We start from the raw sequence: 4,054 nt of genomic DNA, 5'->3' as shown, positions 1-4,054 counted from the left end.
TAGTTAAACTTCGCATAATGTATATTATGTTAAATAATATCTAAAACGCCAATATCCGTTAGTCCATTCACCAGCGCTTTCAATCATTCTTTACTGTCATTAAATCAACGCTTTTATTTTCTGCCATTATCTAAGTCTTTATAGCCGCCAATAAAAAACCACCAAGCTCAACCACTTAGCGGTTTTTTAAAACGAATTAGTTTACCAACTGGCAAACTTAAGCGTACAAAATCAGCCCACAGCTACCACATTCACATCGCTGGCTTCTTGCCAAACGGCGTGCGTGGCGATGATTAAAATACCAATGTCGCCAGATTGCTGCATGGTGCACAAATGCTGCCACACGATTTGGCGTGTGTGCGTGTCCAGCCCAGCAAACGGCTCGTCCAGCAGTAAAATCGCCTTTTTATCCAGCAACAATCTTGCCAGCGCAATGCGCCGCGCCTGTCCGCCAGACACCGCCATGCCGTATTCGCCAAGCGGCGTGGCAAGTCCTTTTGGCTGCGCTTTTGCCCAAGCGTACAGATTCACTTTTTCTAGCACCGCCCACAGCTCATCATCGCTTGCCGATGGCTTACCAAGACGCAAATTATCCGCCAAAGTCTGATCAAAAATATCCACATTTTGACCCAAAAATCCCAGCTCACGCCCAAAATCCACGTTTTGATAGTCCGTGCCATTCAGCGTAATTTTCCCAGAAACTGCCGCCAATTCCTGCGCCAAAGTCGCAAGCAAAGTGGATTTGCCCGCGCCTGACTTGCCCACAAGCAAAGTCGGCTTATCGCAGCCAGCACTCATGTGAATACCACTTGCGCCCAGCACCGCCTGCGGAATTTTGACGCTGACGTTATCAAGATTTAGGGTTAATTTGCCAGCATTTTGTGCCGATAAATCGGTGATTTTTACTGTCGGTGTTGGCGCATTAGCACTTGTCAAAAGCTCGTTAATCCGTGATTTGGCAGCCTTGGCACGTCCAAACGCCAACGGCTCTGCCACCAAAGCCGCCAGCACTTCGCCAAGCGACAGCACACCAAACACCAAAGCCAGCACCAGCGCAGGATTTATCGCTGCATAGTCGTTTAAGTTTTGTAGTGTAAATGCGCTGATCTCACCTGCAGCAAATCGCCCTTCAAAAAATTTCCCTGCCACCCACAGCAGCAAAACCGCACCCAGAGCCATGCACACTTGCATAATAAATAGCGACTTTCTACGCAATGCGTGGGCGCTTTCATTACTTTGTCTGTGCAATAAATCCAGCGATTTGATGTGCTGCGTTTGCTCACCCCAGCGTTGCCACGTCAAAAGCTGCGTCAAAGCAGGCAATACGTCCACAAAGCGGCTTTTTCGTGCTTCAGCGTGCTTTGCCTGCGTATCCGCCACACGCACGCCAGCACGCATGGTAAGCGCTGCAATCACAAACGCCATCGCCACAATAACCATCGCCCACAGTGCACTCGGCAGCCAATACACCACGAGCCCTGCCACCGCCAAAAACGCCACCGCCGCCACAACCACAGGCGAAATCAAGCGCAAAGGCAGCTCGTCCAGCGTGTCAATATCCTTGACCAAGCGGTGCATTTGTTGGCTGCTGCTCACGCCAAGCGTGCGGCGGCTGATGATTGGTAAACCTGCCCAATGGCGAAAAAAACGCACACGCAAATCTTTGAGCAGCCCAAACACCGCTTGGTGCGACACCAGCAAATCACCATAGCGCGACAGCGTGCGCACGATGGCAAAACTGCGAATCACACCAGCAGGCAGCATATAATTGAACAAATGTGCGCCCACCGCCACCACGCCTGCCACTGCCGCCATGCTCAAAAACCACCCTGCCAGCATGGTCAGCCCAAGCACAGATAACGCTGTCGCCACGCCAAGCCCCCAAGCTAAAAACCACAAGGATTTTTGCGTGCTGACAAGTTGGCGCAGCGAAAATTCTGCCGTGCTTTGATTGGCTTTGGCTTCAAACTCAGCGGATAATTTCACCTGTGTGTCTGTCTTATTTGTCATGACTTGCTCCGCTTTGGCTGTTGTGAATTTGCGTTGTCGCTTGACGTGGCAGTGTTGAAAGTATCGGCATTTAAAGTAGCAGCATCTAAAGTGGCGATGTTTGAAGAAAAATCGGTTTGCGCACTTTCGTCAAGCACGCCATTTTGCAAGCGATACACTTGGTCAAATTGCGCCAAATCTGCCACATCATGCGTTACCCACACCACGGTTTTGCCTGCGCTCACTCGCCATAAAATCTCTTTAATCGCCTGCGCAGTTTGTGCGTCCAAATGCTCAGTCGGCTCGTCAAGCAGCCAAACTTTTGCGTCTTGTAACATCAACTGAGCAATCGCCAAACGCTGCCCTTGACCGCCAGACAAACCGCCACCACGCTCGCTCAGCTTAGTATCCAGCCCTTGCGGCAAAAGGCGAATCACGTCATAAAGCGCCACATCTTTTAGTACTTGCACCAGCTCATCATCGCTGGCAGTCGGCTTGGCAAGGCGCAAATTATCAGCGATGGATAACGGTAAGAGTGCCGCACTTTGCGCCAAATAACCAAACTGCGTGCGTAAATGCGCCACGTCCACATCACGATAGCGCAAGCCTTTCTCGCCAGCCGCAAGATTAGCCAAATTAGGCGCACTCAGCCATACATCGCCTTGATACGCACCAAAACCCAGCAAAATCTGTAAAATCGTGGACTTGCCAGAACCGCTCTCGCCAATGAGTGCCGTGCGCTTGCCTGCGCCAAAGTTTAATGAAGTTTGTGATAAACGCACACGCCCATCATCGCCAAATGCCGCCACATTTTCAAGCGCAATACTTGGCGAATGCGTCAGCGTGATTTGCGTATTGCCATGCGCCACGCCGTTGGCAGCAAGCATGGGCGCAATCGCCTTGGCAGCGGCAGTGGCCTGACCTTTAATGTGGTATTCTGCGCCTAGTCTGCGCAGCGGCGCATAAAATTCAGGCACAAGCAGTAAGATAAAAAGCGCAGCCGCATAAGTGGTGATGACTTGCGACGTCGCCCACGGTAAAATCCCCATCAAGCCAAAACCCAAATACACCGCCACCAGCGCAATGGCAAGCGCAGACAAAAACTCCAAAACCGCCCCATTTAAAAAGGCGATTTTCAGCACGTCCATCGTGCGCTTACGATACGCTTCGCTGCTTTGTTCAATGTCGGCAGTGGCGATTTGCACCGCACCCAGCCTTGACAGCGTATTCACCCCACGAATCCAGTCCAAAAACCTACCGCCAAGCTGTGCCAATGCGTCCATTTGCGCGCGGCTTTTTTTGGCTGTGGCAATGCCAATAATCGCCATAAAAATCGGCACCAGTGGCGCAGTGGCAAGCAAAATCAAAGCCGCCGTGGTGTTTTGTGTGGCGATGGCTGCCGCCAAAATGATGGGCGTGGTAACTGCCGTCATTTTTTGCACTTCAAAACGGGCAAACCCTGCCAAATGGTCAGGCTCATCAATGACGTGTGCAGCAATCGCCCCATCAGCGCCAAAATCACGTCTTGCCAAGCCCAGCACCGCCAATTTATCCAGCAATTTGCCACGCACCGCCTGTGCCACATCAAGCCCTGCATCCGTCAAAATCTTATCACGCCAAAAGCCCAGCACCGCCCGCCCAACGATGGCAGCAAAAATCAGCGCCAAATTTGCCAAAAGCCCCGTACCAACAACGTGCGCAGGCAAGGCTTGCCCATCTAAAAACGCCCCAAGCCAACCATCAAAAATGCGCACCAACACCCACGCCTGCACCAAAAGCAGCAGCACGCTTAGCACGTCCAAAAGCCACGCCAACATTACAAATTTGCGCACAGGTGCGAAACTTTCACGCAAAAATTGGCTGGCTTGTGCGTCTTGTGGTGATTTGGCGCGGCGTTTTTTGGTTTTTGGCGCGCTGCTTGCACTATTGCTCGCAGCGTTTGTGCCGTGCGCGCTTGTGCTGTGTGTTTGAGTGTTTGAATTTTGTGGGGAATGCTGGGTCATGGTGCGTAAAAAGTTGAGCCACGAAGGCGAAAATAGGGCAAAAAATAAGGGGCTGACGTAGA

At 51.5% G+C, this 4,054-nt stretch carries 2 protein-coding genes; both read right to left on the bottom strand.

Annotation, left to right across the window (positions count from 1 at the left end):
• Positions 1-231 precede the first annotated feature (231 nt).
• Positions 232-2,010, bottom strand: a complete 1,779-nt coding sequence (locus tag B0181_RS11665) for an amino acid ABC transporter ATP-binding/permease protein (protein WP_078277654.1) — start codon at positions 2,008-2,010, stop codon at positions 232-234.
• Entirely contained in the window at positions 2,007-3,992 is a 1,986-nt protein-coding gene (cydD, locus tag B0181_RS11660) for a thiol reductant ABC exporter subunit CydD (protein ID WP_078277655.1), read from the bottom strand. Before cydD ends, B0181_RS11665 begins: the two co-directional genes overlap by 4 nt.
• Between the last annotated feature and the right edge of the window lie 62 nt (positions 3,993-4,054).

Source organism: Moraxella caviae (genome assembly GCF_002014985.1).
In the GTDB taxonomy this organism is placed as follows: domain Bacteria; phylum Pseudomonadota; class Gammaproteobacteria; order Pseudomonadales; family Moraxellaceae; genus Moraxella; species Moraxella caviae.
This window is presented reverse-complemented; position numbering and strand designations above follow the sequence as displayed.